Origin of the sequence: Bacillus sp. DX3.1 (assembly GCF_030292155.1) — a bacterium.
Lineage (GTDB): Bacteria > Bacillota > Bacilli > Bacillales > Bacillaceae_G > Bacillus_A.
Genome location: NZ_CP128153.1, coordinates 1,284,532 through 1,298,857 on the forward strand (window position 1 = coordinate 1,284,532; position 14,326 = coordinate 1,298,857).

The following is a 14,326-nucleotide window of genomic DNA, read 5'->3' on the forward strand; positions in this document are numbered from 1 at the left end:
GAACATAAGCTATGTCTATGAAAATCAGTGAGAAAAAATTTAATGATCGTGTTGACGATGGGATTCAAGATTCTTTTATGCGCGGGGCAGTATCTTCTGCACAAACACGTTTATATACAAATCGATTAAAAGCAGCTGATGAATTAGGAAACTGGGAAGAGTGGCGTGACCTCGGTGAACAAATTCGTCAGCATACGTTAGAAAACTTAGATTATTATTTAATGCAACTGAGTGAAAATGTATCAAAACGGGGCGGACACGTTTTCTTTGCGAAAACAAAAGAAGAAGCAGCAAAGTATATTCAAGAAGTAGCGAAAAAGAAACAAGCAAAAAAAGTTGTAAAATCAAAATCGATGGTAACAGAAGAAATTAGTATGAACCATGCACTTGAAGAAATTGGATGTGAAGTGTTAGAGAGTGACTTAGGAGAATACATTTTACAAGTGGATAATGATCCACCATCCCATATTATTGCACCTGCACTTCATAAAAATAGAACGCAAATTCGCGATTTATTTAAAGAAAAGCTTGGATATGAAAATTCTGATGATCCATACGAAATGACGAAGTTTGTTCGTAAACAACTTCGTGAAAAATTTATGGATGCTGAAATTGGTGTAACAGGATGTAACTTTGCTGTTGCAAATACAGGTTCTCTTTGTTTAGTAACAAACGAAGGGAATGCTGATCTTGTTATGTCTGTTCCAAAAACGCAAATTGCGGTGATGGGTATGGAACGTATGGTTCCGACTATGGAAGAGCTGGATGTTCTTGTTGGTTTACTGTGCCGTAGTGCAGTTGGTCAAAAATTAACAAGTTATGTAACAGTAGCTGGTCCAATTCAAGAAGACGAAGTAGATGGACCAGAGGAATTTCATTTAGTTGTTGTTGATAATGGACGATCTACCATTTTAGGTTCTGAGTTCCGTCAAGTGCTGCAGTGTATTCGCTGTGCAGCATGTGTAAACGTATGTCCTGTTTACCGTCATGTTGGTGGACATTCTTATGGTTCTATATACTCTGGACCAATTGGTGCTGTTTTAACTCCGCTTTTAGGAGGATATGATGATTATAAAGAGCTTCCTTATGCATCAAGTCTGTGCGGGGCATGTACAGAAGCTTGTCCGGTTAAAATTCCATTGCACGATCTTTTATTAAAACATCGTCAAGTGATAGTAGAAAAAGAAGGACGTGTACCACTTGCAGAAAAATTAGCAATGAAGATGTTTAGTATGGGTGCCTCTTCTGCATCTTTATACAAAATGGGATCAAAAATGGCTCCGGCTGCGATGAGTCCATTTACGTCTGGTAATCGTGTAACGAAGGGTGTAGGACCATTGAAAAACTGGACAGACATTCGCGAATTCCCAGCGCCAAGTAAAGAGAGATTCCGTGATTGGTATAAAGATCATAAGAAAGGCGGGAATGAATGATGGCGGGAATGATTCAAAACCGTGATTCCTTTTTAGAAAACATTGCGAAAGAACTTGGACGTGAACGTAAAACAGAAGGAGTGCAGCGTCCAGTATGGAAAAATAATGTCAATGTAGAAACATTACAAGATTATTCAGAAGAAGAATTGTTAGAAGTATTTAAAAGACAATGTACAAACATTCATACAACTGTAATTGAAACGTCAAAAGATGAGCTAGGTGCAGCAGTTCGAAAAATAATTGCTGAAAACGGCGGTGGGCCTGTTTTATTATCGGAAGATGAGCGTTTTGATACGTATGGTTTAACGTCTTTATTTCGGACTGAGCTACCAAGTCAAAATGTTGAAGTGAACACGTGGGACCCAGACAAAAAAGAGGAAAATATCCGTTTAGCGGAAAAGGCAAACATCGGTATTGCATTTAGTGATTACACATTAGCAGAATCCGGTACAATTGTGGTGCAAAGTCATAAAGGACAAGGGCGTTCTTTACACTTCTTACCAACAATTTATTTTGCAATTATTCCACGTGAAACACTTGTGCCGCGTATTACACAAGCAGTTCAAGATATGAATGCTCGTGTAGAGGGCGGGGAAGCAGTAGCATCTTGTATTAACTTTATTACAGGACCAAGTAACTCAGCTGATATTGAAATGAATCTTGTTGTAGGTGTACATGGACCATTAAAAGCATTTTATTTTGTCGTATAAAAGAGAAAACAGGCCTGCAAATGGCCTGTTTTTTTATGGATAAATAGCTGTAATAGAAAATAGGAAAGGTTCTCTTTTTTTGCTATATTTTTTGAAAAAGGAGAGGATGACATGTTTTTTTATATATATGCTTTCATAGTAGGAATCGTACTAGGTTCTTTTTATGGAGTGGTTGCTTCCCGTATTCCTATCGGACAATCTATCATTACACCTCGTTCTCATTGTTCGCATTGTCAACAAACACTTCAACTAAAAGAACTCATCCCAATGATTTCATTTTGTTTACAAAAGGGTTGTTGCACCCATTGTAAAATGAAAATACCACGTATTTATTTAGTGTTTGAGATTATCACAGGGGTAGCATTTCTTTTTTCTGCACTTATCATTGGGATAGACAAACAACTCATTATCATATGGACGTTACTTTCTTTACTCATCATTATCACCATGACAGATCTTTTCTATATGGTGATTCCAAATGTTGTGTTACTCTTTTTTTCTTGTTTATTTATAATAGAACGTATTTTTATTCCGCTGAATCCGTGGTGGGACAGCTTACTTGGTGGTGGAAGTATATTTCTTGTATTATATGCCATTCAAATCGTATATCCGAATGGACTTGGAGGAGGGGATGTGAAGCTGCTAGCATTACTTGGATTTGTAATCGGGACGAAAGCAATTTTTCTTTCTCTTTGTTTTGCATCTTGTTTGAGTCTATGTTTTTTTGGAGTAGGCATGTTGCTACAGCGTATTACACTTCGGCAAGCGCTACCGTTTGGGCCGTTTATTGCGGTGGGAACGTTTTGTTCTTTAATGACGATATATTTATTGAAATGAAGCAGGAGAAATTACATATACAAGTGAAATGTGCCGATAGCTAAAAACATTCCAAGGAATCCCTTGGAATGTTTGCTAATGTTTCATATGTGCTTGTAAAGGAATGATTTCTTCTGGTTGAATTACTTCTAATTTATCTTCCGCAATTTTCGGATCAGTATTTGTTTTTGTTAAATAGTGATAGACCATACCAACGAATACAGAGCCACCAATAATATTACCGATTGTAACTGGAATTAAGTTATGGATTGCACCAGCAATAGAAATTGTATCAGGATGCGGTGATACTAAAGATAGTGCAAATAGTGACAAGTTTGCGATGCTATGTTCATATCCAGATAAGAAGAAAGTAAAGACTAGAAACATCATAACAAGTATTTTGGCTGTGTCTCCTTTTACTTGAGAAGGAAGGAAACAAGCAAGACAAACGAGCCAGTTACATAAAATTGCTTTGAAAAATAAATGCATTGTTGATGTACCCATTTTTATTTCAACGACTTCACTTAAAAGATGGTCGTTATTAATTTGTTCAAAAATACCAGTTGCATAAAACAGTAATGCAAAAAATATTGCTCCCACTAAGTTACCGAAATAACAAGCGCCCCAATTGCGAAGTGTATCGGTAATTGTTGTTTCTTTTCGTAAAGTTGAGACTGTAAAATACATTGTATTCCCTGTAAATAGCTCAGCTCCGCCATATATAATTAAAACAAGTGCAATTCCAAAAAACATAGAAGCTGTTAAATATGTTGCAGGTGAATTTGCGATGTGAAAGAAATTTCCTAATTTGAAACATAGTACAATAATAAAACCAATATAGATGCCAGCGAGAGCAGCACGAATGAAATATTGCATTGGGTTTATGTCCAACATTTGTTTTTTCTTCTGCGCAAGCTGTACAACGTAAGTTAATCCTTGTTCTAGCATAAATAATACGCTCCTTTAGTACATCGTCTGTAAAACCTTCTCTATATGAATAAATTACACGTATTTGTTCTTACTTTCAATAAGTTTGTGCAATATTTCACAAAAAGGACATACCTGTTTCATTGAAAGCGTTATCATTTTATTGTATAATAAAATGATATTTGTATAAGGTGGTATTGCAGTTATAGAGATTAGGAGTCTATCTTCTATGCTTGTATATAAATCCATTTTGATTTTTCGACATATAGCCGCGGCTATGGATAATAAAAGGTGATCTGCACTCGTTTTCTCTTTTTGTTTTCACTATGTCTGGGCAGGAAAAGGATCTGACCGCTTCTATGCATGGTCGGATGCTCTCTCCCACCTAAAAAGAAGGGGTTTATGTCGGTTTTTTAATTTGTATTTATATAGAATAAAAGAAAAAGCGCTGTAATTACAGCGCTTTTTCATCCAAATTCTTTTGCTCATGTTGAACAGTTGTATCTTTAGATAAGAACCAACCACCTACACCAATTCCAACTAACACAATCCAGAATCCGATTTTCCATGGAGCTGATTCTGGGAATCCGTGTGGAATAACACCTAAAGCAGGGTGTGCTAATGTATAAACTGCAAGTTTCACACCAACCCAACCAACAATTAAGAAAGCAGCAGTTTCTAATCCAGGTTTGCGTTTTAATAGCTGAACGAAAGCTGATGCAGCAAATCGCATGATTACTAATCCGATAATCCCACCTGTTAAAATGACAAGGAATTGTCCTGTATCAAGTCCACCAACTGTACCAAGATTTGTTTTTGGTAAAGTCACTGCTAATGCGACAGCTGCTAAAATGGAATCAACTGCAAATGCAATGTCAGCAACTTCAACTTTGAATACAGTCCACCAAAAGTTTTCTTGCTTTTTCTTTGCCTCGGTTTCTTCCATTTCTTCAGGTACGTTCTTTTTCACGTATGTTTTGAATAGATGGTTACCAGCGATAAACATTAGGTAAATCGCACCAATTGCCTGCACTTGCCATACATCGACAAGGAAGGAAATGATAAATAATGATCCAAAGCGGAAGACGAAAGCTCCTGCTAATCCGTAAAATAATGCTTTTTTTCGTTTTTCTTCTGGTAAGTGTTTAACCATAATTGCAAGGACAAGTGCGTTATCTGCTGCTAAAATCCCCTCTAGTGCAATTAAAATAAGTAATACCCAACCATACTCCAATAATAATGATACATCCATGTACATTCTCCTCTCATTTGTATAAACTCTAAACAAGTGAAGAAAGCTTCCCCACTGTTTAGTTTCTCCATACTCCAGCCTATCAACGGAGGAATAATTTGGAAGATGCATACAAAAAGACCTTTGCCGTTGATAGGCAAAGGTCTGGCTAGACATATGTAATGACAATGTCAACAAAGCCGGAGGAACAATGTTCCACGTAATGACGACTTTGTTTCCGAGAATATGTTCTCGGACGCTACTCCCCTTTGGAAATATGCTATTGTATTCTCATTATATGGATGATGTTAATGTTTGTCAACCTGTTAAAATATCTTCGTTTGGGTATTTTATCTTTTTTCGTTTTTTACGTGCAAAAGAAAAAGCTAACGTTAAAGGTCCCATTTTTCCAAAAAACATCATGAAAATAATTGTGATTTTTCCAATCACTGTTAATTTTGGGGTAAGTCCCATACTGAGACCGACAGTCCCAAATGCAGAAAATACTTCGAAAGCACTCATTGAAAGGGGAACTTGTTCGGTGATGCTTAAAATTAAAATGGCAAAAAAGATAAATAAAATTGAGATGACTGTAATGGCGAGTGATTTTACAATAAGTTCATCTTTGATTGATTTTTTGAACACGACAATATCATCTTGCTCTTGTAAAAATTTAAGTACCCCTAGCAACATAATTAAAAAGGTTGTTAATTTAATTCCTCCTCCTGTTGAAGCACTGCCGGCGCCGATAAACATAAGGAGCATCATAAGCAAAAGGGATGGTTCTGTTAATTGAGCTATATCTACGGTATTAAAACCAGCTGTACGTGTGGAAATTGCTTGGAAATAAGCAGCCAAACCTTCTTCAAAGGGTGTAAATCCTTTCATAGAAAGAGGGTTATGAAATTCAAATATAAAAATTAAAATCGTAGCAACTATATTTACAATAAGGGTAGAAGAGAGCATAAGTTTGGAGTGCAGTGTAAGACTTTTAAAGTTTCGTTTCCTTTTTATATCCACAACGACAGTAAAGCCAATTCCACCTAAAATAATGAGAGAGGAAATGACGAAATTGACGAGGATACTATGAGAGTGGGACATTAAATTATCACTCCAAATAGAAAAACCAGCGTTGTTAAAAGCAGAAATTGAATGAAAAAAACTATAGTATAATCCACGAAAAACACCGTATTTAGGAATCCATTCGAATGAAAGAAGCATCGTAGCGATGCATTCAATTGTAAAGGAAAAAAGAAATAATGATTTCGCGAGTCGGATAACGCCACCGATATTTGTTTGATTTAACGCTTGTTGTAATAAAAGCCGATTTTGTAGACCGATTTTTCTCCCGAGCATAATGGCAATTAAAATAGCAAAACTCATAATACCAAGACCGCCAACTTGAATGAGTGTTAAAATGACAAGTTGACCAAACAAGGTAAATACTTTTCCGGTATCCACAACGCCGAGCCCAGTAACGGTAAATGCAGAAACCGTTGTGAACAAAGCATCTAGCCAAGAGATAGGAGTTGTAGTGGCAAGAGGAAGTTTTAATAAGCATGTTCCGGTAACGGCTAAAGTAATAAAAGATAAACTAAGGACACGAGGTGGACTCATTCCGATACTGATCCGTTTCATATAATGACACCTTCTTTTTCATTTGCTGTTTATTCCGCTATTTGCGGGTGGTAATACCCCACCTTAAAATTCAGCAAAAAGTAAAGAAACTAGGTGAGGGCTAATAATCAGTGGGGGATGAAGAAAACCACACTAATTAAAGTTTCATTTTATAGTATGTGAAAAAAGTGTGTGTTGTATGTTGACAAAGAAAAGAGGCAGAGTTTATCTGCCTCGAAGCAATAGTGTATAGGATTATCCACGTAATTGTTGCTGCGCTAGGGAAACAAGACGTTTTGTTACTTCGCCACCGACAGATCCGTTAGAGCGAGACGCTGTATTCGATCCTAAATTCACACCAAATTCCTGTGCGATTTCATATTTGAATTGTTCTAGAGCTTGTTCAGCACCTGGAACAAGTAATTTATTTGTTTTAGCCATTGATAACACTTCCTTTTTTGTATTCCAGTTTATCTGGTTTTGGTGGGGAATGGAGAAATAATCCACTGAAAAGTCCATTTTATAAGCTGGTGTAGTTAGTGTATGTGTTATGTTTCTGCTCATACACGGAAGTAATCGGCGAGATTAGAATTTCTTGGATAATAAAAAAAGAGTAGCGTGTTAGCTACTCTTTTTTCAGTATGGTTGCTGTACCTTCTACAACTACCTCTTCCAATTGGTTGTAAACATTTGTTTGTAATGTAATGATTTTCTTATCATCGCGTTTTTTGATGACCTTTGCAACAACACGCAACGTGTCGCCAATTTTCACAGGTGCACGAAAGGATACGTTTTGTGATAAATAAATTGTATTTTTTCCCGGTAATTTTGTTCCCAAAACGGTAGAAATAAAGCTGGAAACGAGCATGCCGTGAGCAATTCGTTCTTTAAATATCGTTGTTTTTGCAAAAGAATCAAGAATATGAATCGGATTTACATCTCCAGTAAGTTTTGCAAACGTGATGATATCCTCATCGGTAATCATTTTTGTTAACGAAGCTTGATCGCCAACTTGAATCTCATCGTAATGAAGCTCCTGAACAGACTGTGCTTCCTGAAATGGATTCATGTTTTCCTCCTTCTTTTCCATATTGAAAAATGTTAGCCATCCTGATGTAATGGGAGGAAGAAAGAGACGAGTCTGTTTTGTAGTAAGTTGCCACATTTTCCTTACTTGATGGAAGTAAATAGATTTTTTGAGTTTTCCTCGAACTTTTTTACGAGGTCCAACTGTGTAGATTTGAATTCGTCCAAAAAACTTTCCAATTGTTTTTGAGCCTCTTCACGTTGTTGTTGCTGTTGTTCGATGAATTGTTTCGTCGTTTCTTCAAATTGTCCACTTGTTTGAGTAAGAATAGACAATGATGTTTTCGATGGAGACAAAGTAAGCTGATGAATATGGTTAGAAAGCTCATTCCATTTTGCTTGCCAATCGTTAATTTGTTCATTTGCAGAATTACCTGTGAATTGTTTCACATATTCTGTATATTGATTGTTAAACTGAGAGGTGAATTGGTGCAGTTCTTTTTCAATTTCATCTACCCCTGCTGTTAATTTATGCAAAGCTTCCTGTTGTTGTTTTAACGTTTCTAAAGTTAGTTGTTCTAATTGTTTCCCTGCTGAAGAAAATAGGGAAAGAGATTGTGACCAATTTTTCCAAAATGCATCGACTAGTTCGTATGGCTTAGTTTCCATTGTTTGACCCCCAAATATTTTTTTGCATATTGTGAACGCAGATCAGTCTGCTGTACCACCAGGTGAAGATGAAGATTTTTTTTCATCCTTTTCTGGAGAAGTAGAAAATGGAAAGAATGCATTGGTGTATAACGTGAAAAATGTCCGCAGCATATTTTGGTAGTGCTCAAAAGAAGTCGCGCATGTTGTTAAATATTGCTCTCCATATTCTGTTAAAGAATAAATTCGTTTTGCTGGACCTCCTTCACTTGTATCCCAAGTGGAAGAAATAAGATTTTCTTTCTCCAATTTACGTAAAGTCCTATAGACATTACCTTGGTCAACAGAAGAAAAGCCAATATCCATTAACATTTGAATAAGCTTGTAACCGTGAAGACTCCAGTCTTTTAGACAGAGAAGTAGGAAAGGAACTAAGAAGTTTTTTGGCATGGAGTTTGGTTGTTTCGTTTGGTTTGTTTCCAAACTTTCTTGTTGTTCTGGTTCATTATGTAGCATGATTGTGCATCACCTCATGAATCAGTTAGATGGAATTTTTTACTTATAAGTGCAATTTACACCTATCTGTTTTTATTGTCAACACATTTGTAAGAATATATAAAAAAATAAAATACATACTTGAAGTTTTATTCAGAATATTAGAAAATAGAGAATAGGTTGAATTGTTTCAAAAACGAATGAAGGAGTGTAGGAGAAGTGATTGATCAAAAATTCGATCCACTACAGGCTTGGAAAGAAGTTTATGAACAGACTGAAACGTTTTGGGGAAAAGCGCTCAATGAAACAATCCAAAAAGAAGAGTATTCTGCATGGATGGGGAGCGTTCTGGATTTAAACTTGTTTTATCAGAAGATGTTGAATGATGTAACGAAGAATTATTTAGAAAAAGTAAACATACCAACAAAAGAAGATATTGCAAGGGTTGCTTCACTCGTTATTAATTTAGAAAATAAAGTTGATAACATTGAAGAATTTTTTGAAGAAAAAACAGATTCTCTTGACCAATCACCTACACTAAAGCGTGATGTAACAAAAGTGAAACAAGATATTCGTACACTGGAAAATAAAATGGATAAAATTTTGGAACTGCTTGAGAAGCAGAATGAAGTGCTAGCAAAATTACAGGAACCAGCGAAAGCGCCGGTGAGAGCAGAAAATAAAAAATAATAGTGAAGTATGTTAATTCGTTTAAAAAGAGGATGGGAGAACCGCTTTTATAAACGATAGCAACATGCAGGTACATTTTGTATGTACGATGTAACGGCATATCATTATGATTCGGCATATAGCTGAAAAATTCAATTAAGGGGGAACAGAAATGGTTCAATTAAATGGTAAAGTAGCGATTGTAACAGGTGGAGCAAAAGGAATTGGTAAAGCAATTACGGTAGCGTTAGCAAAAGAAGGAGCAAAAGTTGTTATTAACTATAACAGCAGTAAAGATGCTGCAGAAAAGCTAGTGAATGAATTAGGTGCAGAAGGTCATGATGTATATGCATATCAAGCTGATGTATCTAAGTTAGAGGATGCAAAGCGCCTTGTAGACGAAGCTGTGAATCATTTCGGTAAAGTAGATATCCTCGTTAATAATGCTGGTATTACAAGAGATCGTACATTTAAAAAGTTAAATCGTGAAGACTGGGAACGTGTAATCGATGTAAACTTAAGCAGTGTGTTTAATACAACGAGTTCAGCACTTCCTTACATATCTGAATCAGAAGCTGGAAGAATTATCAGCATTTCTTCTATTATTGGTCAAGCTGGTGGATTTGGACAAACAAACTATTCAGCAGCAAAAGCTGGTATGTTAGGTTTTACAAAATCGTTAGCACTGGAACTTGCTAAAACAAATGTAACAGTGAATGCTATTTGCCCAGGATTTATTGATACAGAGATGGTAGCAGAAGTACCAGAAGATGTTCGTCAAAAAATCATTTCAAAAATTCCGAAAAAGCGTTTTGGACAAGCAGATGAAATTGCAAAAGGTGTTGTATACTTGTGCCGTGATGGAGCGTATATCACTGGACAACAATTAAACATTAACGGCGGATTATACATGTAATGAAGTAAGAAGAAAGTGCATATCCATAGCAGGAATGCACTTCTTTTTTGAGGAAGAAAATCCATTATAAAGGAGATAGGAAGATGACTACATTCGTCACAGAATGGGAAAAACAATTGGAACTATATCCAGATGAATACCGAAAAGCATATCGTCGTTTTAAAAGAGCAAGTGAAGTTCTATTACGTGAACCAGAACCACAAGTTGGATTAACACCAAAAGAGGTAATTTGGACAAAAAATAAAACGAAGCTGTATCGCTACATTCCAAAACAAGAAAAAACACATTCTGTTCCAATTTTATTAATTTACGCGTTGATTAATAAACCATATATCATGGATTTAACACCAGGAAATAGTTTAGTGGAATATTTAGTAGATCGTGGTTTTGATGTGTATATGCTCGATTGGGGTACATTTGATTTAGAAGATAGTCATCTTAAATTTGATGATTTCGTGTTCGATTATATTGCAAAAGCGGTAAAAAAAGTAATGCGAACTGCGAAAGCGGACGAGATTTCTTTACTTGGTTATTGCATGGGGGGGACATTAACGTCCATTTACGCTGCCCTTCATCCACACATGCCAATTCGTAATTTGATTTTTATGACAAGTCCGTTTGATTTCTCGGAAACAGGGTTATATGGTCCGTTATTAGATGAAAAGTATTTTAATTTAGATAAAGCGGTAGATACTTTTGGAAATATCCCGCCAGAAATGATTGACTTTGGGAATAAGATGCTAAAACCAATTTCAAACTTTGTCGGTCCGTATGTGGCCTTACTTGATCGCTCAGAAAACGAACGATTTGTTGAAAGTTGGAAGCTGATTCAAAAATGGGTAGGAGATGGTATTCCGTTCCCTGGTGAATCCTATCGTCAATGGATCCGCGACTTTTATCAGAATAACAAGTTGGTTAAAGGTGAGCTTGTTATTCGTGGTCAAAAGGTAAACTTAGAAAATATTAAGGCGAATGTCTTAAATATTTCTGCGAAACGTGATCACATTGCACTGCCGTGTCAAGTAGAGGCATTGCTTGATCATATTTCAAGTGTTGATAAACAATATGTGTGCTTGCCAACAGGACATATGTCAGTTGTATACGGTGGTACTGCGGTAAAACAAACGTATCCAACAGTTGGGAATTGGCTTGAGGAACGCTCTAAATAAGTGAAAAACCCAGCTAGTGCAAACTAGCTGGATTTTTTTATGTGAAATAACAAAAAATAGAGAGGTGAAAAAGTAAACTTTAGGAGCATTGTTATGAAGTTAACATTAGGGAAATTGTTTTGGAATGAAGGGGCTTATATGCCTTGTTATCCAGCGCTGGAAAATGATATGATATGTGATGTGCTTATTGTTGGAAGCGGTGAAGCAGGTGCTCATATTGCGTATTTACTAACCACGCTAGGAATGAATGTTATATTAATTGATAAACAGAAAGTTGCAAATGGAAGCACACTTGCAAGTACAGGATTACTACAATTTGTTCATGATAAATCGTTAACATCTTTGATTCATACGTTTGGTGAAGACAAAGGTGTGCGTGCTTATCAACTTTGTTATGACGCATTACAAACATTAGAGCAAGTAATTCCAATGTTAGATATGGATCCTTGTTTTATTCCGAGAGGAAGCCTATATTATGCAAGTCAGAATGCGGATGTTTCATTTCTTCAAGAGGAATATCGTATGTTACAGCGCTACGGTTTTCCAGTTGAATATTTTACGGAATCCGATATTAAGAAACGCTATTCATTTACAAAACCAGCAGCTTTATATACAAAAGGGGATGCGGAAGTAAATCCCTATATATTAACTCACGGTCTTATACATAAAGCGAAGCAACAGGGAACAGCTATTTTTGAAGATACAGAGGTTGTGCACATTAAGTCTGTTCAAAAAGACCTTGTTTGCTATACAAAGGCAGGACAGAAAATTGTAGCGAAGTCGGTTATTATGGCTACAGGATATGAAACACTATTTGGAAAAAAGGAAGTAAACGCAACAATGGAAACTTCGTATGCCATTGTTACAAACGAACAAGAGCATTTTAATGGTTGGTACAATCAATCGTTAATTTGGGAAACTGCCCGTCCCTATGTATATTATCGCACTTATAGGAATCGAATTATTGTAGGTGGATTGGATGAAGCGATGCTATTGCAGAGATTTGGCGATACGAAGTTAATGCATAAGCGTGATTTGCTTGTTGAAATCATTAAAGAAATGTTTCCGAATTTCACCGATGTAAAGGCTGAATATTATTGGGCGGCTATTTTTGGAGGGAGCCGTGATGGACTTCCCAGTTTAAAGGAAGATGAAAAAATCCCTAATCTGTATTACGCATTAACGTATGGAGGAAACGGAACCGTCTATGGAATGGTATTCGCGAAAATATTTCAGAAGTTATTTGCAAATAAAGGGGATAAAGATTTTTCTTTGTTTTATCGATAGAAAAAAGTTAGCGAAGTGATGGAATGAAAAAGATAAAGAAATTTTTACAAAAACTACGTCCGGTACAGCTTATCGTTGTATTTTATTTAATCGCAGTAATTGTTTCAGTCATTTTATTAAGTTTACCATTTGTCATTCAGCCAGGTGTAAAGTGGTCCTTTATTGATGCTTTGTTTATATCCGTAAGTGCTGTGAGTGTCACAGGGCTTTCGGTTGTCTCAATTCCTGATACGTTCAGTACAGCAGGTATTATCGTTTTAGCACTTGTTTTACAATTAGGTGGATTAGGAATTATGGCGCTTGGCACATTTGTTTGGATGTTAACGGGAAAGAAAATCGGTCTGCAGGGAAGAAGATTGATTATGGCGGATCATAATCAAGGGAATTTGTCGGGGCTTGTTGATTTGATGCGTTCTATCTTAATTTTAATCATTTCGATAGAAGTGGTCGGTGCATTGCTGCTAGGAACAAGATTTTTACTGTATTTTCCGACTTGGCAAGAAGCGTATTTTCATGGTTTTTTTGCAGCTGTTAGTGCTACAACAAACGGTGGTTTTGATCTAACAGGTCAGTCGCTTATTCCGTATCAAAAAGATTATATTATTCAAATTATTCATATGCTCCTTATTATTTTAGGGGCAATTGGATTTCCCGTACTGATGGAAGTAAAACAGTATTTGAGTAAGAAAAAGCATCAATTGTTCCGTTTTTCACTCTTTACAAAACTGACGACAACAACATTCTTTTCCCTTGTTGTTGTTGGAACAATTGTTATCTTTTTATTAGAGCGAAATCAATTTTTAGCTGGTAAGTCATGGCATGAAACGGTATTTTATACATTGTTTCAATCTGTTACAACGCGAAGTGGTGGATTAGCGACAATGGATATACGGGAACTTTCACAACCGACGCTTTTATTTATGAGCATTTTAATGTTTATTGGTGCATCTCCAAGTTCGGTTGGCGGGGGAATACGTACAACAACTTTTGCAGTTAATATTCTTTCCTTATATTCATTTGCAAAAGGGGGACGAACGGTTCGTGTATTTAAACGTCAATTACATGAAGAAGACATTTTAAAAGCATCTGTTGTTATGACAATGGGTATTTTATTATGTGCTTCCGCTTTATTTATTTTATGTATAACAGAAAATGCCCCATTTATGAGCTTAGTCGTTGAAGTGTGTTCGGCTTTTGGAACGACTGGATTATCAACAGGTATCACTTCTGATTTAACGAAAATTGGAAAGCTTGTCTTAATTGTTCTCATGTTTATTGGACGTGTTGGCATTTTAACATTCATTTTAGCTAGTGGTGGAAGAGAACAACCACCACGTTATAAGTATCCGAAAGAGCGGATTATTATTGGATAAAACCCATTC

At 36.2% G+C, this 14,326-nt stretch carries 15 protein-coding genes; 8 read left to right on the forward strand and 7 right to left on the reverse strand.

The features are described 5' to 3' along the window. The first annotated feature begins 11 nt into the window (after positions 1–11). The 3 genes from QRE67_RS06365 (at position 12) to QRE67_RS06375 (ending at position 2,980) form a co-directional block, all read left to right on the forward strand. On the forward strand, positions 12–1,433 hold the full coding sequence (locus QRE67_RS06365) for a LutB/LldF family L-lactate oxidation iron-sulfur protein (protein WP_286124059.1): 1,422 nt from the start codon (positions 12–14) through the stop codon (positions 1,431–1,433). Beyond that, positions 1,433–2,143 (forward strand): LutC/YkgG family protein, encoded by a 711-nt coding sequence (locus tag QRE67_RS06370; protein WP_286125200.1) that lies wholly within the window; start codon positions 1,433–1,435, stop codon positions 2,141–2,143. Before QRE67_RS06365 ends, QRE67_RS06370 begins: the two co-directional genes overlap by 1 nt. Positions 2,144–2,254: 111 nt before the next feature. Next, entirely contained in the window at positions 2,255–2,980 is a 726-nt protein-coding gene (locus QRE67_RS06375) for a prepilin peptidase (protein WP_286124060.1), read from the forward strand. A 75-nt stretch (positions 2,981–3,055) separates the two neighbouring features. Here QRE67_RS06375 and QRE67_RS06380 read toward each other — a convergent pair whose 3' ends face one another. The 7 genes from QRE67_RS06380 to phaQ all read right to left on the reverse strand — a co-directional run bounded on the left by QRE67_RS06380 (position 3,056) and on the right by phaQ (position 8,924). Continuing rightward, positions 3,056–3,907 carry a formate/nitrite transporter family protein gene (locus QRE67_RS06380; protein ID WP_286124061.1) on the reverse strand — a complete coding sequence of 284 codons (852 nt, stop codon included), beginning with the start codon at positions 3,905–3,907 and terminating at the stop codon, positions 3,056–3,058. Between the two features lie 433 nt (positions 3,908–4,340). After that, complete coding sequence (locus QRE67_RS06385) at positions 4,341–5,138, reverse strand: TerC family protein (RefSeq protein WP_286124062.1); 798 nt, start codon at positions 5,136–5,138, stop codon at positions 4,341–4,343. Positions 5,139–5,435: 297 nt separating this feature from the next. Further along, the gene (locus QRE67_RS06390) at positions 5,436–6,755 is read right to left on the reverse strand and encodes a TrkH family potassium uptake protein (protein ID WP_286124063.1); all 1,320 of its coding nucleotides are present in this window, start codon (positions 6,753–6,755) and stop codon (positions 5,436–5,438) included. Positions 6,756–6,989: 234 nt separating this feature from the next. Then, positions 6,990–7,175, reverse strand: coding sequence for an alpha/beta-type small acid-soluble spore protein (locus QRE67_RS06395; protein ID WP_020061915.1), 186 nt, complete (start codon positions 7,173–7,175; stop codon positions 6,990–6,992). A gap of 184 nt (positions 7,176–7,359) precedes the next feature. Next, positions 7,360–7,803: a MaoC family dehydratase gene (locus QRE67_RS06400; RefSeq protein ID WP_286124064.1), complete on the reverse strand. Its 444-nt coding sequence runs from the start codon at positions 7,801–7,803 to the stop codon at positions 7,360–7,362. Positions 7,804–7,904: 101 nt separating this feature from the next. Then, entirely contained in the window at positions 7,905–8,429 is a 525-nt protein-coding gene (gene phaP, locus QRE67_RS06405; protein WP_286124065.1) for a polyhydroxyalkanoic acid inclusion protein PhaP, read from the reverse strand. Positions 8,430–8,471: 42 nt separating this feature from the next. Beyond that, positions 8,472–8,924 (reverse strand): poly-beta-hydroxybutyrate-responsive repressor, encoded by a 453-nt coding sequence (gene phaQ, locus QRE67_RS06410; RefSeq protein WP_286124067.1) that lies wholly within the window; start codon positions 8,922–8,924, stop codon positions 8,472–8,474. 198 nt (positions 8,925–9,122) lie between these two features. Between phaQ and phaR the strand changes: the two genes are divergently transcribed. From phaR to QRE67_RS06435, 5 genes are all read left to right on the forward strand, one after another. Further along, a complete protein-coding gene (gene phaR, locus QRE67_RS06415; RefSeq protein ID WP_286124068.1) occupies positions 9,123–9,593 on the forward strand; it encodes a polyhydroxyalkanoic acid synthase subunit PhaR in 471 nt (156 codons plus the stop codon). Positions 9,594–9,744: 151 nt separating this feature from the next. Continuing rightward, complete coding sequence (locus QRE67_RS06420) at positions 9,745–10,488, forward strand: acetoacetyl-CoA reductase (protein WP_286124069.1); 744 nt, start codon at positions 9,745–9,747, stop codon at positions 10,486–10,488. An 83-nt stretch (positions 10,489–10,571) separates the two neighbouring features. Continuing rightward, positions 10,572–11,657 carry a class III poly(R)-hydroxyalkanoic acid synthase subunit PhaC gene (gene phaC, locus QRE67_RS06425; protein ID WP_286124070.1) on the forward strand — a complete coding sequence of 362 codons (1,086 nt, stop codon included), beginning with the start codon at positions 10,572–10,574 and terminating at the stop codon, positions 11,655–11,657. Between the two features lie 93 nt (positions 11,658–11,750). Continuing rightward, on the forward strand, positions 11,751–12,944 hold the full coding sequence (locus tag QRE67_RS06430; RefSeq protein ID WP_286124071.1) for an NAD(P)/FAD-dependent oxidoreductase: 1,194 nt from the start codon (positions 11,751–11,753) through the stop codon (positions 12,942–12,944). Between the two features lie 23 nt (positions 12,945–12,967). Beyond that, positions 12,968–14,317 (forward strand): TrkH family potassium uptake protein, encoded by a 1,350-nt coding sequence (locus tag QRE67_RS06435; RefSeq protein WP_286124072.1) that lies wholly within the window; start codon positions 12,968–12,970, stop codon positions 14,315–14,317. Positions 14,318–14,326: the final 9 nt, after the last annotated feature.

Bases quoted from the DNA above. Each gene is read 5' to 3' on its own strand.
- QRE67_RS06365 (WP_286124059.1), top strand. From the start codon at position 12: ATGTCTATGAAAATCAGTGAGAAAAAATTTAATGATCGTGTTGACGAT.
- QRE67_RS06370 (WP_286125200.1), top strand. From the start codon at position 1,433: ATGGCGGGAATGATTCAAAACCGTGATTCCTTTTTAGAAAACATTGCG.
- QRE67_RS06375 (WP_286124060.1), top strand. From the start codon at position 2,255: ATGTTTTTTTATATATATGCTTTCATAGTAGGAATCGTACTAGGTTCT.
- QRE67_RS06380 (WP_286124061.1), bottom strand. From the start codon at position 3,907: ATGCTAGAACAAGGATTAACTTACGTTGTACAGCTTGCGCAGAAGAAA.
- QRE67_RS06385 (WP_286124062.1), bottom strand. From the start codon at position 5,138: ATGGATGTATCATTATTATTGGAGTATGGTTGGGTATTACTTATTTTA.
- QRE67_RS06390 (WP_286124063.1), bottom strand. From the start codon at position 6,755: ATGAAACGGATCAGTATCGGAATGAGTCCACCTCGTGTCCTTAGTTTA.
- QRE67_RS06395 (WP_020061915.1), bottom strand. From the start codon at position 7,175: ATGGCTAAAACAAATAAATTACTTGTTCCAGGTGCTGAACAAGCTCTA.
- QRE67_RS06400 (WP_286124064.1), bottom strand. From the start codon at position 7,803: ATGAATCCATTTCAGGAAGCACAGTCTGTTCAGGAGCTTCATTACGAT.
- phaP (WP_286124065.1), bottom strand. From the start codon at position 8,429: ATGGAAACTAAGCCATACGAACTAGTCGATGCATTTTGGAAAAATTGG.
- phaQ (WP_286124067.1), bottom strand. From the start codon at position 8,924: ATGCTACATAATGAACCAGAACAACAAGAAAGTTTGGAAACAAACCAA.
- QRE67_RS06420 (WP_286124069.1), top strand. From the start codon at position 9,745: ATGGTTCAATTAAATGGTAAAGTAGCGATTGTAACAGGTGGAGCAAAA.
- phaC (WP_286124070.1), top strand. From the start codon at position 10,572: ATGACTACATTCGTCACAGAATGGGAAAAACAATTGGAACTATATCCA.
- QRE67_RS06430 (WP_286124071.1), top strand. From the start codon at position 11,751: ATGAAGTTAACATTAGGGAAATTGTTTTGGAATGAAGGGGCTTATATG.
- QRE67_RS06435 (WP_286124072.1), top strand. From the start codon at position 12,968: ATGAAAAAGATAAAGAAATTTTTACAAAAACTACGTCCGGTACAGCTT.